This window comes from Mucilaginibacter lappiensis (assembly GCF_050433765.1).
In the GTDB taxonomy this organism is placed as follows: Bacteria; Bacteroidota; Bacteroidia; order Sphingobacteriales; family Sphingobacteriaceae; genus Mucilaginibacter; species Mucilaginibacter lappiensis_A.
In genome coordinates this window covers 52,106-71,591 of sequence record NZ_JBNPWP010000002.1, presented here as the reverse complement: position 1 = coordinate 71,591, position 19,486 = coordinate 52,106, and the positions used below count along the sequence as shown (strand labels likewise).

Annotated in this window: 15 protein-coding genes and 1 tRNA gene; 4 read left to right on the top strand and 12 right to left on the bottom strand. The window is 41.8% G+C overall.

The annotated features are described in order from the left end of the window. Positions 1-36: 36 nt before the first annotated feature. On the bottom strand, positions 37-1,257 hold the full coding sequence (locus tag M2273_RS05775; protein WP_429394134.1) for a PepSY-associated TM helix domain-containing protein: 1,221 nt from the start codon (positions 1,255-1,257) through the stop codon (positions 37-39). A 68-nt stretch (positions 1,258-1,325) separates the two neighbouring features. Further along, positions 1,326-3,791, bottom strand: a complete 2,466-nt coding sequence (locus M2273_RS05770) for a TonB-dependent siderophore receptor (protein ID WP_429394131.1) — start codon at positions 3,789-3,791, stop codon at positions 1,326-1,328. A 181-nt stretch (positions 3,792-3,972) separates the two neighbouring features. On the opposite strand from M2273_RS05770, the gene M2273_RS05765 reads away from it, so the two are divergent. Then, on the top strand, positions 3,973-5,286 hold the full coding sequence (locus tag M2273_RS05765; protein WP_429394128.1) for a polysaccharide deacetylase family protein: 1,314 nt from the start codon (positions 3,973-3,975) through the stop codon (positions 5,284-5,286). A 2-nt stretch (positions 5,287-5,288) separates the two neighbouring features. On the opposite strand, the gene M2273_RS05760 is transcribed toward M2273_RS05765, so the two are convergent. From M2273_RS05760 to M2273_RS05750, 3 genes are all read right to left on the bottom strand, one after another. Beyond that, positions 5,289-5,711: a hypothetical protein gene (locus tag M2273_RS05760; RefSeq protein WP_429394126.1), complete on the bottom strand. Its 423-nt coding sequence runs from the start codon at positions 5,709-5,711 to the stop codon at positions 5,289-5,291. Between the two features lie 126 nt (positions 5,712-5,837). Beyond that, entirely contained in the window at positions 5,838-6,251 is a 414-nt protein-coding gene (locus M2273_RS05755; RefSeq protein WP_429394124.1) for a hypothetical protein, read from the bottom strand. Positions 6,252-6,572: 321 nt separating this feature from the next. Beyond that, complete coding sequence (locus M2273_RS05750) at positions 6,573-8,441, bottom strand: CocE/NonD family hydrolase (protein WP_429394121.1); 1,869 nt, start codon at positions 8,439-8,441, stop codon at positions 6,573-6,575. Positions 8,442-8,768: 327 nt separating this feature from the next. Between M2273_RS05750 and M2273_RS05745 the strand changes: the two genes are divergently transcribed. Continuing rightward, positions 8,769-9,989, top strand: coding sequence for an endo-beta-N-acetylglucosaminidase H (locus M2273_RS05745; RefSeq protein ID WP_429394118.1), 1,221 nt, complete (start codon positions 8,769-8,771; stop codon positions 9,987-9,989). A 167-nt stretch (positions 9,990-10,156) separates the two neighbouring features. Here M2273_RS05745 and M2273_RS05740 read toward each other — a convergent pair whose 3' ends face one another. The 7 genes from M2273_RS05740 to M2273_RS05710 all read right to left on the bottom strand — a co-directional run bounded on the left by M2273_RS05740 (position 10,157) and on the right by M2273_RS05710 (position 15,785). Next, positions 10,157-11,347, bottom strand: coding sequence for a phosphoglycerate kinase (locus M2273_RS05740; RefSeq protein WP_429394115.1), 1,191 nt, complete (start codon positions 11,345-11,347; stop codon positions 10,157-10,159). A gap of 101 nt (positions 11,348-11,448) precedes the next feature. Beyond that, positions 11,449-11,883, bottom strand: a complete 435-nt coding sequence (locus M2273_RS05735; protein WP_429394112.1) for a GNAT family N-acetyltransferase — start codon at positions 11,881-11,883, stop codon at positions 11,449-11,451. 281 nt (positions 11,884-12,164) lie between these two features. Then, on the bottom strand, positions 12,165-13,163 hold the full coding sequence (gene gap / locus M2273_RS05730; protein WP_429394109.1) for a type I glyceraldehyde-3-phosphate dehydrogenase: 999 nt from the start codon (positions 13,161-13,163) through the stop codon (positions 12,165-12,167). 127 nt (positions 13,164-13,290) lie between these two features. Beyond that, positions 13,291-14,298, bottom strand: coding sequence for a GTPase ObgE (gene obgE, locus M2273_RS05725; RefSeq protein ID WP_429394106.1), 1,008 nt, complete (start codon positions 14,296-14,298; stop codon positions 13,291-13,293). 149 nt (positions 14,299-14,447) lie between these two features. Continuing rightward, on the bottom strand, positions 14,448-15,026 hold the full coding sequence (locus M2273_RS05720; RefSeq protein WP_429394105.1) for an adenylate kinase: 579 nt from the start codon (positions 15,024-15,026) through the stop codon (positions 14,448-14,450). Between the two features lie 55 nt (positions 15,027-15,081). Then, a tRNA-Arg gene (locus M2273_RS05715) sits at positions 15,082-15,155 on the bottom strand. A 168-nt stretch (positions 15,156-15,323) separates the two neighbouring features. Further along, positions 15,324-15,785, bottom strand: a complete 462-nt coding sequence (locus M2273_RS05710) for a redoxin domain-containing protein (protein WP_429394103.1) — start codon at positions 15,783-15,785, stop codon at positions 15,324-15,326. Between the two features lie 202 nt (positions 15,786-15,987). Here M2273_RS05710 and M2273_RS05705 point away from each other — a divergent pair, with 202 nt between their 5' ends. Together M2273_RS05705 and M2273_RS05700 are read left to right on the top strand one after the other, a co-directional pair. Continuing rightward, positions 15,988-18,381 carry an ABC transporter permease gene (locus tag M2273_RS05705; protein WP_429394101.1) on the top strand — a complete coding sequence of 798 codons (2,394 nt, stop codon included), beginning with the start codon at positions 15,988-15,990 and terminating at the stop codon, positions 18,379-18,381. A gap of 86 nt (positions 18,382-18,467) precedes the next feature. Continuing rightward, positions 18,468-19,454 (top strand): NAD(P)H-quinone oxidoreductase, encoded by a 987-nt coding sequence (locus tag M2273_RS05700; RefSeq protein ID WP_429394100.1) that lies wholly within the window; start codon positions 18,468-18,470, stop codon positions 19,452-19,454. The last annotated feature ends 32 nt before the right edge of the window (positions 19,455-19,486 follow it).

The following is a 19,486-nucleotide window of genomic DNA, read 5'->3' as shown; positions in this document are numbered from 1 at the left end:
TATTTAACAGGGAAACCAATATCAACATAACAACATTTACGCGGTAACCAGCCCTTTTGATGCCGGCTTCTTTTTACGGGTACGGTTAAGCCACATCATTACACCGGTAACCGGAAAAATAAGCGACAATGAGCAAACTATAAAGCTGAGTATCTTGGTAGGCAAACCATATACCGAACCTGTATGCACGGGTTTTACCAGCGCTCTTACACGCTGACCCAGGCTTTTACCTGCAAAGGTTTGTGAACCTGCCAGTTGACCGCTATATTGATCAATATAATAAGTATCAGATGTGGTTTCAATAGCACCTTTAGGTAATACATTTATACTGTAAGTACCCGATGAATCGCGCGGGGGGCGGACGGTATAATATTCGGCTGTTTTGATTGCTCCGGCTATGCCCCGCAATGCTCCATCAATTGTTAAAGCCGTTGCCCCGGCATTGTATACCGATTGAGGTGGCTTGGGTTGCTCTTTAACCAGTTTTGAGCCTGTAATAGCAAATAATGCCTCATTGGCCCATTTAAAGGTCATGACAAGCCCCGTTAGTACAATTATTATTAAGAACACCGAGGTATAAAATCCGGTAACTATATGCAGGTCATGCGTTAATCTTTTAGTGCTACCGTCCCATTTGATTTTGAGGCGCTGACGCATGATCTTTTTTGTTTTGGGCCACCATAGTACAACCCCGGTTATCAGTATAAACAGAAAAAGCAATGTAGATAGTGCTATTACCATATCACCAGCGCTATTCTTGCCGGCCAGCAAATACCGGTGAAACATCTCCACCGAATATAAAAACGAATCCTTACGGCTAAATTGTTCAATAACCTGGCCAGTGTATGGATTAACAAAAAGGGTAATGTTTGGCTTTTCGTCGCCTTTTGGTTTTTTGCCGCCGGCCGTGTGTTCGTTTAAGATCTTCCCCTTTTCTGTGTGCCCGGCAGTTTTACCGGCATTCTTTTTCCCACCTTTTTCAGGTACCAATACCCCTATTTCAATGCTGCGTTCAGGGTCATCATAAACCATAACCGACGAAAGCTTAGCTTTGGGCACCTGCTTTAACGCTCCTGCCACCAGTGTTGCTAAAGGCATCCGCTGGTCCTGAGGCTTTACATAATACCGCCTGGGGAAAAGTGTATGCTGTATCTCCTTTTCAAAAACCAGCATGGTACCTGTAAAGCATGAGCAAAAAATAATTATGCCAGCTGCAAGGCTCAGGTAAAGATGTATGGTGCGAAAAAAGACTTTCATAGTTATATATCTGCAAAAACCGGGTATGCAAAACATACCCGGTTTTTTATTGATAGGTATTTAAAAAATTAAAATTTATAGGCCAGTGTAGTTAAAAACTGTCTTGGCGGTATTGGGTTAATACTATAGTTTTCATGTACATTATAATTAAGCACATTGCCAATATTTGATATTTTACCAATAATAGATAGTTTTTTATAGCTATACCCTACAGATGCATCAACCGTAGTAAAGCCCGAAACGTTAACTAACCTTGATATGGTTTGTGTTTGCCCAATAGTATTGGCATTACCAGCAATACGGTTACCCAGGTAATAAACAGAAGCTCCAACTTTAAAGCCTTTAAGGTCGCCGTTATAAAAAGTATAAAACAAGCTGGTATTTGCCGTATGCTTAGGCACGTTTAACAATGGCTGTCCGGCTATGTTACTCCCCACAGTTGTTGGGGTTTTGGTATATTTTGCATTGGTATAGCTATAACCTGCCAATACATCCAATCCTTTTATAGGGTGCCCGGCAATATCCAGTTCAACCCCATCGCTTTTGGTTTCCCCTGTTAATGTTTTGATATTTGTATTGGTATTGGCCGAACCATCGGCCAGGAATGGAGCGGTTTGTGCCAGGTTATTGTTCAATATTCTATAGGCTGTTACATTTACAGACAGATTTCCATTAAGGAAATCATTTTTAACACCAAACTCATACTGATCTAACAGTGAAGGATCAAGCGGTTTATTATTAATATCGGTACCGGTATTTACTACAAAAGAGTTGGAGTAGCTGGCAAATAAAGCGGTAGTAGTCAATGGCTTGTAAACAATACCAACTCTTGGCGAAAATGCCTTGTCTTCTTTACCTGCTGCAGGCTGTACCAATGCCGGTGTGGAGTTATAATAATTAGTAACTGTTGTAGGCGATATATATTGGTACGACCAACGTAAACCGGCCAATACTTTTACTTTTTCTGATAAGCTGATCAAATCATTAAAATAAGCCCCAAAACGGTTGGTTGGTGTTAAAACGTTATAAAACGGATTCATTGTTGGCTTATCTGTACGCAGGGTGTATTTGCTAAGATCAAAAATGTTGATCTGATCATAAACCGAATTTTGAAGCGCGTTATTTTGATCAAGATAGCTTGATACTTTATTTACCGTTGCTACATAAGTATAGTTGGTGTTTTTATACCAATCGGCATCAACACCTAATAAAATATTGTGCTTAATGGCACCTGTGTTGAACTGCCCGGTTATGTTAAACTGGCCTGTATAATAATTCTCCAGTGTTTTGGCACGGTTTAAGGTACGTCCCCAATCGCCGTTAGCATCAGGCAGCACACGCTCGGTAGTTTGGTACTGACGATCATAATGCTGGTACGAAAAACCGCCGCTCAATTGCCATAAACTGTTTATCTGGTGATTAATGGTTGCTGTAGCGGTTGTTTGTTTAGTATTACCAGTTGACCATGATGCACCCAGGTATCTGTTACGCGGCACTTTGGCAATTACATTATTAACTTGCCCGGTTCCAAAATCGGGGGTAAAATCATAGTTCAGATAATCACCTTCCACAATAATATTGGTTTTATCGCTGATCTTGTACAGGAATGACGGGTTTATATACTCCCTTTCTGATTTTACGTTATCGCGATAGCTTTTAGCATTTTCATAGGTTCCGTTTAAGCGATAAGCTAATTTAGATGATATAGGGCCGTAAACATCAAACGCGGGTTTGTACAGGTCATAACTGCCATAGGTCATGGAAACCTGGCCGCCTTGCTCAAATTTTGGTTTTTTAGTAACCAGGTTAAGTATACCGCCTGGTGCCACGTTGCCATAAAGCAGGGCAGCGCTTCCTTTTAAAACTTCAACACGCTCCAATGAACTAATCTCTGGCATTACACCTGAGTTAATCCTGAAGCCGTTTTTAAACATGTTTGTACTTGAAAAATTGTAACCACGGGCGCCAAATGTTTCTTGTGTATTGCCACGGGCGCTGTACAGGTACACACCATTAATATTTTTAGTAACGTCGCTTAAACGCAACGATTGCTGCTGATCAAGTACATCGCGACCAATTACAGTAACACTTTGGGGCAGGTCCATCGGCGCAACGTTCATTTTGCCAATGGTCAGCTTTTTGCTGTTAATGGTTTTTGTGGAGGAAACCACTACCTCATTAAGCTGAGCCGCACTTTCAGTCAGGACAAATTCTACCGATGTGGTTTGGTTGGCAATAACTTCAACCTGTTTTTCTTCACTTTTGGTACCGATGTAAGATGTTTTTAATAAATAGGTCCCCGGTTTTATTTTGTTAAAAACAAACGAGCCATCACCAATGGTCATGGTACTTTTATTTAAGCCCTTGATAGCTACATTTACAAATGCCGCAGGCATGCCATCACTGGTTTTTACAAAACCAGCTATCTTACCGGTTACGCCATCGTCATCAGCTTTAAGATTTAGGGCATTAGCAAACAGGAATAAGAAAACAATGAAGAGTTTTTGAAAGGAATTATGTAAGATATTCGGCATATTATTTAGATTAAGTCCAATTAAGCGCAAAAGTAAGAACACAATCTTAATTTGCAAACATTATTTAGAATTAGTTTAAATTAACTTATCTGTCAAACTCCTTAACTATTTCGTTACAATGGAATAAAACCATTTAATCCTTAGTACATCTCATTATATTTAGCACATAAACTAAATTATTATGAAAAAGCTATTCCTCCCTGTTATAGTTACTATGCTGGCTTTAACCTCAGTTAAAGCGCAGCCAGGCAAAACCCTGGTTACGAGGTGGCAATATGACCGTAACGGCGCTGTTTCTATTACCTGGGACGATGGTTCTGTTAACCAGTTTAAGGTAGCCTTACCTATCCTGAACAAACTGGGCATCAAATCAACCTTCTTTATCATTACCGGACAAATACCGGGTTCACAATACCAAGGCAAGTTTATTGGCCGGCCGGTAAAAGATATTATTAAAGAAACAGCTACTATCCCTACCAATAAGGACAACTTTTTTGAACGTGCTTCGGCGGCGGGGTACCTGGGTTTGATAGGGACGCTTGATTACCATTACAAGGCCGGATCATTAATTGACGCGGGCAAAACCGAAGCGGCTTATAAGGCGATTGACGAATGCTACAGCAAAGTACGGAACGGAGAATTTAAACCCGGCATACAGCACAATGATGAGTACAGGGACTCACATGGTACTACCTGGACCGAGATCAAAAAATATGCAGCCCAGGGCCATGAGTTTGCCAGTCACATGATAACGCACCCGCGCCTGGCCGCCCTTGATGAAACCAATTTGATGTACGAGGCCCAAAAAAGCCGGCTGGATATTCTGCACCATTTAGGAGTACAATATACTTTTAGTGCCGAAGGACCATTCGGAACCGAAAACGAACGTGCAGTATCCTACTTAAGCAAAGTTTATCCTGCCCTGCGTAACCGCATGCCCGAGCCATGGCTAAAAGAAATAAGCCGGGGAAACAAAGACACACCGGGTAATACCGATAAAGAGTACGTACAGTACCAGCGCGGGGCTACCACTAAAACGCCACTGCCTATGATGAAAGCATGGGTTGATACCACCATAAACCGAAAAGATACCTGGCTGGTGCTTACCCATCACGGTGTTGAAGGTATTGGCTGGGAAGCTTTACCCGGTCAAGAACTGGATGAGTATTTTACCTACATTAAAAACCATGAGGATAAGCTTTGGGTAGCTACCTTTGGCGATGTAACCAAGTACATGCGCGAAAGACAAAGCGCGAAAGTACAAAGCAGCTTAAACAATGGCAAAGTAACCGTGAAAGTAAGCCATCCGCTAAACAAAGCTTTTTATACCATGCCGCTCACCCTTAAAACCTATGTGCCTGCAGGCTGGAAAAAGGCAACAGCAGTACAAGGGAGCAAAAAGCAAGCGATTAAAGTATTAACAGACAAAAATGGCACTTACGTGTTATACCAGGCCAATCCTAATGCATTGCCGGTAGTTTTATCGGGGGTTTAATATTAATCAAAAACAATAGTATCCGGTCCTGATTTTTTAGATACATGGCAGCCACAGCCACCTGCAATTTTCAGGATGGCGGTTTTGGTTTGATTTGTTTCAGAATTGGTGGCAGATATTTTTACATCATCTCCGTCGGTCGAAAAATCTTTGATATTACCATCTGAGGTTATTAATGTATACCCTGCAACAAAATCAATATTTGGTGGATAAAGAACCGGAGTTAAAGGCTTATTTGTACGTAAATTAATCATGCTGACATCTTTAAGCGGCGGAAACTTGTTTTGTTGATCCTTAAACAAAATTCCGATATAAGCATATTCAAGCGTGCAGGTTTGTACCCCGCATCCATTTTTTTGTTTGTTACTGCTGCAAGCCGAAAGGCAAGCAATTAACAATAGCAGGAGAGGCACTTTCTTTGTCATAATCAGGGTTTTATACCATTACGACAAGAGAATTGCAAACGCTACAAAGGGAGTGTTCAATTGATGCGAAAGCACAAGTCTTCCGCACCTTTGCTCAACATATTTTCTTTAAAAAGGGGTCTAAGTTTAATCAAAAGCAAGTGTGTCCGGACCCGAAACTTTAGATATATGGCAGGCACAACCACCTGCTAATTTGACAACAACCGATTTAGTTTGATTGGTAGCGGAATCTGTAGCGGTAACTTTTACGTCATTGCCTTCATTAGTAAATTCCTTCATGTTGCTATCCGTTGCTATGACATGAAAACCTGCATTGGAACCAGGAATGGGTTGGGTTTCAATCTTTTTATTAGTCCTTAAATTAATGGCCGAAAAATCTTTTACAACAGCGTCCTTACCCGCCTTGTCTACAAAATGCATTCCAATTGTAGCAAACATCATGGTACACATACCGGGATTGCAGGGAGCATTCTGGTGAACTTTTTTACTGCATGCCGAATAAACAACTACCAGTAACAAAAATAATAAGTACTTTTTCATAGATATAGGTTTTATACCAAATTACAATAATTAAATAAGAGGAGCAAAGTACAGAGATGTTTAAATCAAGGTAATCTGATTTGCCATAAAACGTGTCATTGCGAAGCACGAAGCAATCCCAAACTATACAGAGCGTCCCTGTAAATAGGGGACTGCTTCGTCGTTCCTCTTCGCAATGACGACTGCGCTGTCCGAAGTCTCTGACTTCGGACTACTATGCTCGTAGTCTCTGACTACATAAGACGCTTATCCTCCCGCTTAAAAAACATACCCCTCCCCATTCTCAAGAGGGAATCGCACGGCCCGATGCTTTTATGAAAGCTATTCCATCACCCTCACTTTCAAATAACTGCTGTTATCTTTTGAGGTATAAACCCTGTGGGTAGCCTTTTTAAAGTCGGTGTCCTTTGCTTTCATGATGTCCTGAAACTGTTGGGTATTACGGTCAATAAGCGGGAACCAGGTGCTTTGTACGTGCACCATTAAGCGGTGACCTTTTTTAAAGGTGTGCAGCACGTCCTGCAGTTCAAAATTAACGGGGGTTACCTGGCCGGGCACAAAGGCCTCTGGTTTATCAAAACCATTGCGAAACTTACCGCGCATGGCCTCGCTGCGCACCATTTGCTGGTAGCCCGACAGGTATACTTCCTTTCCTGTCCATTTGTTGTTTTTGGCAGAATCGGGATATACATCAATTACCTTAACCACCCAGTCCGCGTCGGTGCCGGTTGTTGATACTTTCAAGTCAGCCCATATATTACCGGCAATAGTAACGTCTTTATCCAGCACATCGGTTTCATAGGTTAACACATCTGGCCGTTGGGCGGCAAAACGCTGGTCGCCGGTCATGTATTCGCGTTTCATATTCATATCAATACTGTTAATAAACGGCACGGGTTTATTAGGATCGGATACAAACTCATCATAACTATCGGTAGTGGCGGCAGGCGCATCAAAAGCTAATTTACCGCCGGGCAGCAGGTACAAATTCTTTTCGGCGGCCTCTTTTGGTGGCCAGGTATTGTAAGTTTTCCAGCTGTTAAGGCCTGTCTCGAATGTTGATACCGGGGCCAGATTCAATTCCGTACCTTTTAGGTAATGACTAAAAAAGGCGAATTCTATTTTTTCGCGATAAAACGGACCCGTAGGGCCGCCAAAGTCAATATCGCCTAAATGATCGCCATCACCGCGCGACCAGCCACCATGTACCCAGGGACCCATGGCAAAGTAAACCGGTGTTTTAGGGTTTTCCTTAACCAGCGTTTTGTAAGTATTTATAGCGCCGTAAAGATCTTCGGCATCATACCATCCACCGGTAACCAATACGGCCGTTTTAATATCATGCAGGTGATATAGAACGTTGCGGTCTTTCCAGTGCTGATCATAGTTGGGATGATCAAGCATTTCGTTCCACAAACGGATAGTATCTTTATAATATTTATCGTTGGAGTTTTTTACCGAACCCATCTTCAAAAAAAAGTCGTAGCCATCTTCGGTGCCGGGATTAAACTCAGGCGCGTGCCGTTGCGTAGGCTTATCGTCCTGCCTGTTGGTAAAAAAGGGATAAAAGCCAAAATTGGCCACCAGCATAAAGGCGCCGTTATGAAAAGCATCATCGCGGTACAGATCGGCAATGGGAGCTTGCGGCGATGCGGCAACCAGGGCAGGATGGCGGCTCAGCAATGCCGTAGTAGTGTAAAAACCAGGATATGAAATACCCCATACGCCTACTTTACCATTGTTATTAGGCAGATTTTTAAGCAGCCAGTTAATCGTATCGTAGGTATCAGTGCCTTCGTCAACATCGTTTTTGGTTTTGTGCACCTCTTTTTCCGGGGTCATTTCCTCATAAATACCTTCACTCATCCAACGGCCGCGAACGTCCTGATAAACAAAAATAAAACCATCATGCGTAAATAATGATGATGGCCCCAAACTGCCTTTATAAAGGTCGACACCATAAGGGGCAACACTATAGGGTGTCCTATCCATCATAATAGGGTATTTTTTCGACTTATCTTTTGGTACATATACCGAGGTAAATAGCTTTTTACCATCGCGCATGGGTATCTGGTACTCATATTTCTGATAATTGGCTTTTATATATTCGGCATCGGGGGCTTTAGGCTGGGCGCACGCACTGATCACTGCCACTATCAGCAATAAATTAGTAAGTAAAATTCTTTTCATTTTTGAATGTTCTATAAAGTCCTAAATGTAACTGAATAAAATAAAAGAGGCAACTGCGGAAAAAGGGATTCAGGTTAAACCAGCATTTACAGCGTATGAAGATAATCTTATGATAGTTAACAATAACCTGTAACTAAGATGATTAATATTTACGTATAAGCACATGTCTAAACCGATAAAACCAAAAATACGCCCTCACTTTTTGTATAAATAAGATATTATCTCTGATGATTAACCCCCTTAAATCACCTAAACAGCTTGCCTATGGATAAAATTCAATGCTTATTTATTTAACCAAAATTTATTAACCAAATTCAAAAAAACTTTATGAGATTACAACTTAACAAAATACCTGTCGCCATATTAGGCATAAGCCTGATGTTTACGGCGGCCTGTAAAAAAGATTTAGCCCCGGTTCCACAGGCGTCTAATAATGCTTCATCAAAATTGGGCACCAACGCCATCGGCGTAGCCGGCCCCAAAAGCGTTTGCTATGTGGAAGTAAACAATAACGACATTCGTAATGTTGGCAATTACACCCTGTCAACCGGCGAGCAGCTTTTTGATATCGGTATTATATTTGCAGCCAACATTAACTACAATACTACCACCCAAAAAGCCGAGCTGTTTTTTAATCCGCAGGTAACTAATGTATTAAGTAATGCGGCAACCTATATACAGCCTTTGCAGGCCAAGGGTATTAAGGTAATGCTGTCTATTTTGGGTAACCATCAGGGTGCGGGTATTTGCAACTTCCCTACCCAGGCGGCTGCGCAGGATTTTGCCCAGCTGTTAAGCAACGCGGTAACCACATACGGCCTTGATGGTATTGACTTTGACGATGAATATGCTGACTATGGTAACAACGGAACCGGGCAGCCAAATGCAAGTTCATTTGTTTACCTGGTAACCGCGCTGCGCCAGCTGATGCCTACCAAACTGATCTCCTTCTATTTTTACGGGCCTGCATCAACAAGATTAAGCTTTAATGGTGTAACTGTTGGCTCAAAGGTTGATTACAGCTGGAATGCTATTTATGGCACTTACTCTGTACCAAACGTTCCGGGCCTGGCGGCCAGCAACCTTGGCCCTGCTGCTATTGATATCCAGAGCACCAGTTCATCAACCGCTACATCATTGGCTACGCAAACTGTGAATAACGGTTACGGCATTTATCTATGCTACAACCTGCCAAATACCGATGTTCATACTTACCTGTCGGGTTTCTCTAACGCGCTTTATGGTAAGGCTACCATTTATACAGGCACTGCTCCTGCTACCGGGGTTACTTTTTATCAGAACTCAAATTATGGTGGTACAGTAACCAGTGCTATACCAAAAGGTAATTATACGCTGGCACAATTGCAGGCTTATGGCTTTGTTGATAATTGGGCATCATCAGTAAAAATACCTACAGGATGGACGGTTACCATGTATAGCAGCAATAACTTTACCGGTACTTCATGGGTTCGTACAGCAAACACGGCAAACTTTACTACTTTGTTCCCAAGCGCGAATGATGTAGTTACATCGGTTAAAATTCAATAAGGCTGATAAAAGGCATATTGTACAGCCTTGCATGTGGGGTGCCGAAACAAGTTCGGCATGACATTAGGGGATAGCATTCTGAAAATTTACAAATTCAGAAAATCCTGATTCAGACAAAAAAAGCCTCCTGGTAATATCAGGAGGCTTTTAAAAATTGTTACAATATATTATTCATTAATAGCTTTTACGCCGGGCAGTTCTTTACCTTCCATATATTCAAGCAAAGCGCCGCCACCGGTTGATACGTAGCTTACCTCGTCGGTTAAGTTAAACTTGGCCACCGCTGCAGCAGAGTCACCACCACCTATCAGGCTGAAAGCGCCTTTTTCAGTTGCTCTAACTACCGCTTCGGCAATGGCTTTGGTACCTACCAAAAATGTTTCCATTTCAAAAACTCCCATTGGGCCATTCCATAAAATGGTTTTTGATTCCTCAACTACCTTGCTGAATAAAGCCACAGTTTCCGGACCGATATCCAATCCCATCCAGCCGTCTTGAATTTGGCCTGTTTTTGCAATACCGGTTTTAGCGTCATTTGAAAAAGCGTCGGCAACAACATTGTCTACCGGCAATAAAAGTTTTACACCTTTATCTTTAGCTTTTTGCACCAGGCTGGTTGCCAGGTCAAGCTTGTCAGCCTCAACCAGTGAGTTACCTATGCTACCGCCATCTGCTTTTGCAAAGGTATAAGCCATACCGCCGCCAATGATCAGATTATCTACCTTATCCAGCAATTTTTCTATAAGCTCTATCTTATCAGAAACCTTTGAGCCACCCATAATAGCAGTGAACGGTTTTGCGGCACCGTTTAATATTTTTTCGGCATTGTTCAATTCGGCAGCCATCAGGTATCCAAAAACCTTATTATCAGGAAAAAATTGAGCGATCACAGCCGTTGATGCATGTGCGCGGTGAGCGGTGCCAAAGGCATCGTTCACATAAACATCACCCAGTTTTGAAAGTTTTTCGGCAAAAGCCACATCGCCTTTTTCTTCTTCTTTGTAAAAACGAAGGTTCTCTAATAAAAGCACCTCTCCTTTTTCAAGTTCTTTTGATTTTTCAACCGCTTCCGCGCCAATACAATCATTGGCAAATTCAACCTGCTGACCCAACAAATCAGACAGATGAGGTATCAAATGTTTTAAAGAATATTTTTCTTCGGGACCACCTTTTGGCCTGCCCAGATGCGACATCAGGATAACTTTACCACCATCCTTTAAAATCTTTTTTATAGTTGGCAAAGCCGCCGTCATCCGGTTATCGTCAGTAATGTTATAATTCTCATCCAAAGGCACATTAAAATCAACCCTGATTAGAGCCTTTTTGCCTGCAAAACTAATTTGATCTACTGTTTTCATATAATTTATATGGGTCATTTACTGTAAGGCGCGCAAATTCAACATTTTATTCCTAATTCTTAACGAAAAAATGAAAAAGATGATTTAAAGCACTCCAAATTTCATCTTATTTTAACATACATCACGTAATGTGGCCCTATACCAGGCACTTCAAACTCGGGCGAAATGATTTCAAAACCAGCATTATGATAAAACTGTACCGCCTTTTTACGCGCATTGCACCATACATAATTGGCTTTTTGTCCCCGCAGGTAAACCAACGCAAAATTAACCAGCTGGTTGCCCAAGCCCCTGCCACGGTATTGTTCTGTTGTTGCCATGCCACGTAACTGATAAGCCTTCCCCGCAAAGTCGCCATAATTTTGCGGGTGGAATGATGCTACGCAAGCCAGTTCATTGTTTTGATAAAATCCTAAGTGAAAAGCACCTTCAATTTTATCTGTAGGGAAACGGCATTCATCCAAAGTAAGCCTGCCCTCACGTAATACTTCGTTGCGTATGGGTAATAAGTCGTCGACAGTTATAAACTTAACCATAAGTAAAAATTGATTGGAATATTTTACCCAAAATGAGGGTATTGTTACACCCCATATGTAAAATTAACCATGCCGGTTTTTATAAAAACCGCCGTGAATTTAAAATTTAAGTACCTTTTTAGCTAATAATTAAAATATTTATAATGAGGCACATTTATTGCAAAGCATATAATAAGAAAAACTATAATACAACTACTATTACAGCGACCTTGTTGTATAAAAAGGCCGACTAAATATTATAACCTAAGCATTATCAACTAAATATCTCATAGCCCAACTGATCAGTTTTTCAGTTGGGCTATTTTTTCGACCAGATCGGCCAGGCGATTGCTGTAGCCCATTTCGTTATCATACCAACCAACCACTTTCACCAGTCCACCTACAATAGAAGTAAGCTGCGCGTCAAAAATACAACTGTGCGGATTGTCCAATATATCGGTTGATACTATCGGATCTTCGGTATACTCCAGTACATTTTTCATTGGGCCATCGGCAGCCTGTTTAAATGCAAGGTTAATTTCATGAATAGTGGGTTGCTTTTTAAGGCTGCAGGTAAAATCAGTTAATGAGCCGTTTAGCACCGGCACGCGGATACCGGCACCGCCCAGCCTGCCCTCTAAATGCGGGAATATAGCAGTTATAGCTTTTGCAGCGCCCGTGCTTGTAGGGATAATGGAGGCCGATGCCGCCCTTGCCCTGCGCAGGTCTTTATGCGGGGCATCATGCAGGTTTTGATCACCTGTCATGGAGTGTACGGTGGTGATATACCCATCAATAATACCCCAGTTTTCGTCGAGTATTTTAACCATGGCCGCAACATTATTAGTGGTGCATGAAGCATTTGATAATACGGGTGAGCGCAGGTCAACCTGCCCGTCATTAACAGCCAGCACTACAGTTGGTACATTTTTGTCTGTTGATGGCGCCGAAATAATTACCTGTTTGGCCCCGGCGGTTAAATGCATTTCGGCACCTTGCCTGGAAGTAAACTTCCCTGTCGATTCGATCACCAGGTCAATATCCAGCGTTTTCCATGGCAAAGCCAGCGGATCACGTTCTGCAAGTACCTTTATTTGATGGTCATTTATAAAAAGGTTATCTGCATCAAAATTTACAGTTCCCTTAAATCCGCGGTGAACGGAATCATACTTGAATAAATGAGCAAGGGTTTGAGTATCTGTCAGGTCATTTATGGCAACAACCTGTATGTTTGGTTTATCTAAAATATTCCTTAAAAAAATGCGCCCTATACGGCCAAATCCATTTATAGCAATCTTCATTATATGTTTTTAAAAACATTCAAAGTTAATAAGATGGATGGCTAATTTATGATGCATATAATATTAGCACGGTTAATACTACGCAGGCATTACAAAACTGTAATAATACTGAATAATAAATTATGTGCTATACAATAGCGGTGTTGATCTCTTTCCAAAGCAGATCCTTTAAACCGTCGAGGTTTTTTTGTGCTACAGACGATATAAACACAGATGGAATGCCCTCGGGCACTTCTTTTTTCATTTCGGCCTGCAGCTCCTCATCCAGCATATCTGATTTGGTGATAGCCAGCACACGCGGTTTATGTATCAGTTCGGGGTTGTACTCCTGTAACTCACGCAGTAATATCTGATATTCCTCTTTAATGGTACGGGTTGTATCGGCAGGTACCATAAATAATAGTACCGAATTACGCTCTATATGCCTCAAAAACCTAAATCCTAAGCCTTTTCCTTGCGAAGCTCCCTCAATAATTCCCGGAATATCGGCCATTACAAACGAGCGGTTGTTACGGTACGATACGATGCCCAGGTTGGGTACCAGGGTAGTAAATGCATAGTCGGCAATCTCGGGCTTGGCAGCCGATACAACCGAAAGCAAGGTTGATTTACCCGCATTCGGGAAACCTACCAATCCAACATCGGCCAGTATTTTCAGTTCAAGAATATTCCAGTCTTCTTTGCCATCTTCGCCAGGTTGTGCAAAGCGTGGGGTTTGCTGGGTCGCAGTTTTAAAATGCCAGTTTCCTAAACCACCACGGCCACCCGGGGTTAATATTTTTGTTTCACCATCTTTAGTTATCTCAAAAATAACTTCACCGGTCTCGGCATTTTTAACGGTGGTACCAAGCGGTACTTCCAAAATCTCGTCACGGCCGGTTTTACCACTCCTTAATGAGCTGCCTCCCGAATCACCATCACCGGCAATTACGTGTTTGCGGTATTTAAGGTGAAGCATGGTCCATAACTGGGCATTGCCTTTCACTATTACATGACCGCCACGCCCGCCATCACCACCATCAGGACCACCTTTTGAGGTTAAAATATCACGGTGTAAATGTGCAGAGCCCGCCCCTCCGTGGCCTGAGCGGCAACAGATTTTCACATAATCAACAAAATTGGAACCCTGCGACATAATATTTTTTGTTTTAAACTGGTCAAAAAGTCCGAAAGTCAGTAAAGTCCGAAAGTTTAAGCATTTTGCCTAATACCCCCGGACTTTACCGACTTTATTCTTCCTAAACCTTACCTACTTTCGGACTTGAATCCCGGTTTCGGACTTACTTAATATGAATACGTTTCAATAACAGCGTCAATAGCATCATAAATTTGATCAATTGAGCCTATACCGTTTATACTTTTAAACTTATCCTGGTTTTTATAGAAACCGGCAACCGGTGCCGTTTTATCATTATATTCTTTAATACGCTTACGGATCACTTCGGGGTTAGCATCATCCGGACGGCCTGATTTTTTACCACGCTCTAAAAGGCGGCGCTCCAACTCATCATCATTAACCTCAAGCGCTATCATACCTGATATGGATGAGCCCTTGCTTTCCAATAAGTTATCTAATGCTTCGGCCTGCGCAACAGTGCGTGGAAAACCATCAAATATAAACCCTTCGGCATCTCTATTGGCATCCAGCTTATTGCTGATCATGCCGATAACCACTTCATCGGGAACCAGCATACCCTCATCCATCAATTTCTTTGCTTCTAAACCAAGCTCTGTTCCCTGTGAAATTTCGCCGCGTAAAAGATCGCCCGTTGAAAGATGTATTAAACCGTGTTTTTCAATAAGCTTTTGCGACTGGGTCCCTTTCCCTGCTCCGGGAGGACCAAACAATACCAGATTTAGCATGCTCCTAATAAATTAAAAGCCTTTCGGTACAACACAGAAAGGCTTGGCGTTATTGTGCACTTGAAGGGAGTCGAACCCCTAACCTCCTGATCCGTAGTCAGGTGCTCTATCCAATTGAGCTACAAGTGCTTTTTGAAACGGACTGCAAAAATAGAATTTTTACCTATCCATTGCAAACTTTTTTAAAATAACTTTTTGATATGATCTGCTTAAATTGTCAAATGGCTGATTTTATGACCAATAACTTTATATAACTCATTCAACCAATCAACCCAATCTAACTAAATCAACCAAAACCTATCTTACAATTTCGGCAATAGCTTCAAAATCTGGAAGCTGACCCGCATCTTCCAGCACTTCGGCATATATAATTTCCTGGTTTTCGTCAATTACAAATGCGGCACGTTTCGATACGCCTTTTAATCCTAATACAAACTCCTCATATAATGCGCCAAAAGAGGCTGATACTTGCTTGTTAAAATCAGATAGCAGATCGAACTGGTAATTATTTTCTTCCTTAAACTTTGCCAGTGTAAAAGGCGAATCAACAGAGATCCCTAATATGGTAGCATTTAAACCATCGTAATAGCCAAAACTATCGCGCATGGTACATAGTTGTGTGGTACAAACGCCTGTAAAAGCTAAAGGGAAAAAGTGAATAACTACTTTACGGCCCTTAAAATCGGCCAGTGATACGCTTTTTAATGATGATGATACTAATATAAACTCTGGTGCCTTTTGCCCTTCCTGTAATGCCATAGTTAATTTTTTATTGCAAAGAAAAAAAAATACCGCTCGACAATGGTAATCGGCAGGTAATTAATTGACCCGAATAATGATTAGCCGCAGCCACTGACAGTACCTTAGATTCTGGAAATTGATGAATAAAAAATAAATTCTAATAGATTTTTTGAATAACTAAATATTTAGTTATAGCTTTAGCATATTAATCCCATAAGCTATGATCAGGAGTTATTTAAAAATCGCGGTACGTACGCTGTTAAAAAACAAAGGTTTTACATTTATCAATATCCTGGGCCTGGCTTTGGGTTTGGCTATTTGCCTGCTCATTATATTTTATGTGACTGATGAGCTAAGTTATGATAGATATAATACCAAATACGAGAGAATATATAGGGTTAATACCGATCTAAAATCTAATGGCACTACCTTATTCTTTGCAGGGAGCCCTATTCCGCTTGCTGATGCCCTGATGAGCGAGTTTCCGGAAGTTGAAAAGGCCGTGCGAATTACTCCCTCATTAAATATCCGCTTTAAAAAAGGAAATGAAATTGTAAGCGAAGACGGGGCCGCTTTTTATTGTGAAGCAAGCGTTTTTGATATTTTCACATTCCCCATGCTTTCCGGCGATCCTAAAACGGCATTAACCGAACCTAATGCCATTGTAATTACCGAATCTATGGCTAAAAAGTATTTTAACCGCACCAATGTTGTGGGCGAAACACTTTTTTTAGTTACCGACAGTAGTGTGCATAAAATAACCGGGGTAATGCGTGATATGCCTTTACAATCACATTTTAAAGCTAATTTCTTATTTGCCGCAAATGCTGTTGGAAAAGGCAAATGGAACAGTATCAGCGCCTTTAAAACCTATGTATTGCTTAAACCCGGAGCAGACCGTAAACGCTTTGAAGCAAAACTGGATCTGTTAATGGATAGAAACCTTGCCAAATCCGATTTCGATTATAAAAAATTCAAATCAAATAGTAATTATTTCAAACTTGGTTTAATACCATTAAAGGATATCCACCTGCAATCAAACCGGCAGGGAGAAATTGGCACTAACGGCAACATACAATACATCTATATATTTTCGGTGGTGGCCATATTTATTTTATTGCTGGCCTGTATCAACTTCATGAATTTGTCAACGGCCCGCTCTGCAAACAGGGCGCGGGAGGTTGGTGTGCGTAAAGTATTAGGCTCGTCCCGCAAGCACCTGATCTTCCAGTTTTTGGCCGAATCATTAATAGTAACTTTTGTGGCTGCCTTTATAGCTGTACTGGCCGCATGGGCTTTGCTTCCGCTTTTTAATCATTTTTCAAATAAGGAGTTAATCATAACCTTTCAAACGTTAAGGTGGTTATTACCTGCACTACTGATCATTGTAATAGTTGTTGGCATTCTGGCCGGCTCTTACCCTGCCTTTTTCCTTTCGGCATTTCAACCGGTTGATGTTTTAAAGGGCAAATTATCAGCAGGTTTTAAAGGTGGCGCTCTCCGCAGCACCCTGGTTGTTTTCCAGTTTTCCATATCTATTTTTCTCATCATTGGCACGCTGGTTATTTATAATCAGCTTCACTATATCCAAAATAAAGACCTTGGCTTTAACCGCAGTCAGGTACTAACCATTAACAGTGTAAACACCCTGGATAATCCTCAAATACTGAAACAGGAGATTAAGCAACTACCCGGTGTAATAAACGCTACCCTGACCAGTTATTTACCCGTTGGAGGTTACAGGACAATTGGCTTTGTATCAGCCGATCAAAAAAGTAGTCAATCTACCCAACTCTGGAAAGTTGATGAGGATTATTTAAACACAATGAGTATGGAACTGAAAAAAGGGCGTGGATTCTCTGCACTGCTTAAAACAGATTCAACAGGGGTAATTATCAATGAAACAGCAGCTAAAATATTAGGTTATGCTAATGATCCCATTAATAAACCACTTTTAAAATGGGTGGAAAAAGACGTTAAGAAAAAATATACGATCATTGGCGTGGTAAAGGATTTCAATTTCAGTTCGCTGCGCGATAACGTAGAGCCTTTGGTGATGGTAATGGAAAACGACTGGCTGGCGCGTTTAAGCGTACGTGTAAACACCCGTAATTTACCCGCGTTATTAGCACAAATAGAAGACAAATGGAAAACCGTAGCCCCACATGAACATTTTGAATACTCATTTATGGATGCTGATTTTGATACCCTTTACCGCACCGAGCAACGCATGGGAAACCTGTTTATAGCATTTACTACGTTGGCCATCATTATAGCCTGTTTAGGCTTATTTAGTTTGGCGGCCTATGCTGCCGAACAGCGCAACAAGGAAATTGGCATTCGCAAGGTATTAGGTGCGGGCGTTTCAACACTGGTGGCCATGCTCTCGAAAGATTTTATCAAACTGGTTTTTATATCTATCATCATAGCCACACCTTTGGCCTGGTTGGTTATGAACAAATGGCTGCAGGGATACGCTTACAGGCAAAATATTCAATGGTGGGTTTTTGTGGTTACTGCTTTGGCAACGGTTGTTATCGCCTTTGTTACCATAAGCTTTCAATCGGTTAAAGCCGCAATGGCTAACCCGGTTGAAAGTTTAAAGAATGAGTAGAGGGGTGAGAGGAGAAGGTTAAAGGCGAAAGGTTTGAGTTTCTATGTTTAGCGTTTCTATTTACATTTGTTGCATATCATTCCCCCATGAAAGCAGTCATTATAACCCAGCCCGGCGAGCCCTCCGTTTTACAAATGGCCGAAAGACCTAAACCCACGTATGCTGCAAACGAAGTACTGATAAAAGTAATGGCGGCGGGTGTAAACCGCCCGGATATTAAACAACGCGAAGGCAAGTACCCACCGCCTGCCGGCGTGATACAGGATATTCCGGGACTGGAAATAGCCGGGACTGTGGTGGAGACAGGTGCTGATGTAACCCAATGGAAGGTTGGCGACAAAGTTTGCGCGCTGGTAGCCGGTGGTGGTTATGCCGAATACTGCAATGCTCCCGAGGGGCAATGCCTGCCCATACCTGATAATCTTTCGTTTATAGAAGCAGCCTCCTTACCTGAAACTTTTTTTACCGTTTGGAGCAATGTTTTTGATCGCGGCAATTTAAAGAATCACGAATCTTTATTGGTTCACGGCGGCTCCAGCGGTATTGGGGTAACGGCTATACAAATGGCAAAAGCACTGGGACATACCGTTTATGTTACCGCAGGGTCTGACGAAAAATGCCGGTTTTGTGAACAGCTGGGTGCAATAAAAGCCATTAACTATAAAACAGAAAATTTTAAAGATGTAATAGAACAGCTAACCAATGGTAAAGGTGTTAATGTGGTACTGGATATGATAGGTGGCGACTATACGCCGGGCAATATTCAATCATTAGCGGTTGAGGGCCGGCTGGTGCTGATCAACGCCATGAAAGGCAAAGACGCGCAGATCGACCTGGCGCAGGTAATGATGAAAAGATTGGTCATCACGGGCTCCACTTTGCGGGCCAGGGATATAGCGTTTAAAAGCAAAATCGCTCAAAATCTGCAAAAAACTATCTGGCCGCTGCTGGCATCAGGAGTAATAAAACCCATAATACACGCAACTTTCAAGGCCGATGAAGCCGCCAAAGCCCACGAGCTGATGGAAAGCAGCGCTCATATTGGCAAAATAATGCTCAGTTTTGAGCATTAAGAACCGCAAAATATGCGTGCAGAAAATATCCG